The sequence below is a fragment of the Candidatus Phyllobacterium onerii genome (genome assembly GCF_028331445.1).
Taxonomy (GTDB): Bacteria; Pseudomonadota; Alphaproteobacteria; order Rhizobiales; family Rhizobiaceae; genus Phyllobacterium; species Phyllobacterium onerii.
The window spans coordinates 1-1,305 of record NZ_JAQMHX010000039.1; the positions used below are offsets into that span (position 1 = coordinate 1).

2 protein-coding genes are annotated in these 1,305 nt (G+C 63.8%); both read right to left on the bottom strand.

Annotated elements, in window-relative coordinates:
* A partial coding sequence (locus PHA01_RS29075; protein WP_271899718.1) for an NAD(P)(+) transhydrogenase (Re/Si-specific) subunit beta occupies nucleotides 1-1,055 on the bottom strand: 1,055 nt, incomplete at its 3' end.
* A gap of 16 nt (nucleotides 1,056-1,071) precedes the next feature.
* The coding region (locus PHA01_RS29080) for a proton-translocating transhydrogenase family protein (protein WP_271899717.1) at nucleotides 1,072-1,305 on the bottom strand (234 nt) is incomplete at its 5' end.

Here is a 1,305-nt window from a genome sequence, read left to right on the forward strand (position 1 = left end):
CGGCCGGCGACCGGGTGAATGGCGTATTTGATCTCGACGCCCTCGGCTTTGAGTTTGTCGGCCATCTCGCGCAAGGCATGCTGGGCCTGCGCCACCGCCATGCCGTAGCCCGGCACGATGATGACCTTGGAGGCGTTCTTCATGATGAAGGCGGCATCGTCGGCCGAGCCCTGCTTGACCGGACGCTGTTCGACCTCGCCGGACGCTGCCCCGGATGTCTCGCCGCCAAAGCCGCCGAGAATGACCGAGATGAACGAGCGGTTCATGCCCTTGCACATGATATAGGAGAGGATCGCACCCGACGAGCCGACCAGCGCCCCGGTGATGATCAGCGCCAGATTGCCGAGGGTAAAGCCGAGCGCCGCCGCCGCCCAGCCGGAATAGGAATTGAGCATCGAGACGACCACCGGCATGTCGGCGCCGCCGATCGGCACGATGATCAGGCCGCCGAGGATCAGCGACAGGATGACGATGAGCCAGAAGACGAGATGGCTTTCGCTCAGGACCAGCGCCACGACGAGAACGACGATGGCGATCAAAAGGCCGGCATTGAGGACGTGGCGGCCCGGCAGCATGATCGGCTTGCCCGACATGCGCCCGTCGAGCTTGAGGAAGGCGATGATCGAACCGGTGAAGGTGATGGCGCCGATGGCAACGCCGATCGACATCTCGACCAGCGCCTGGCCATGGATCGAACCGACCTCGCCAATGCCGAAGGAATCCGGCGCATAGACCGCGGCGGCCGCTACCATCACCGCGGCAAAGCCGACGAGCGAGTGGAAGGCGGCGACGAGCTGCGGCATCGCCGTCATGGCAATGCGCTTGGCGATATAGGCGCCGACGCTGCCGCCGATGGCAAGGCCGACGACGATAAGCCCGAGCCCCTTGAGGCTGGGCTCGGCCAGGGCCAGCGTCGTGGCGATGGCGATGGCCATGCCGGTCATGCCGTAGAAATTGCCCTGGCGGCTGGTCGTCGGATGTGACAGGCCGCGCAGCGCCAGGATGAACAGGACGCCGGAGACGAGATACAGAAAAGTCGCGAAATTAACGCTCATACCCATGGTCATCGCCTCACTTTTCTTTTTTCTTGTACATGGCGAGCATGCGGTGGGTGACGAGGAAGCCGCCGAAGATATTGACGCTGACGAGAACGAGCGCGATGAAGCCGAAGCCGGTGGCAAAGCCGCTGGCCGACAGGCCAACGGCCAAGAGCGCGCCGACGACGATGACCGAGGAAATGGCGTTGGTGACCGCCATCAACGGCGTATGCAGCGCCGGCGTCACCGACCAGACGACATAATAACC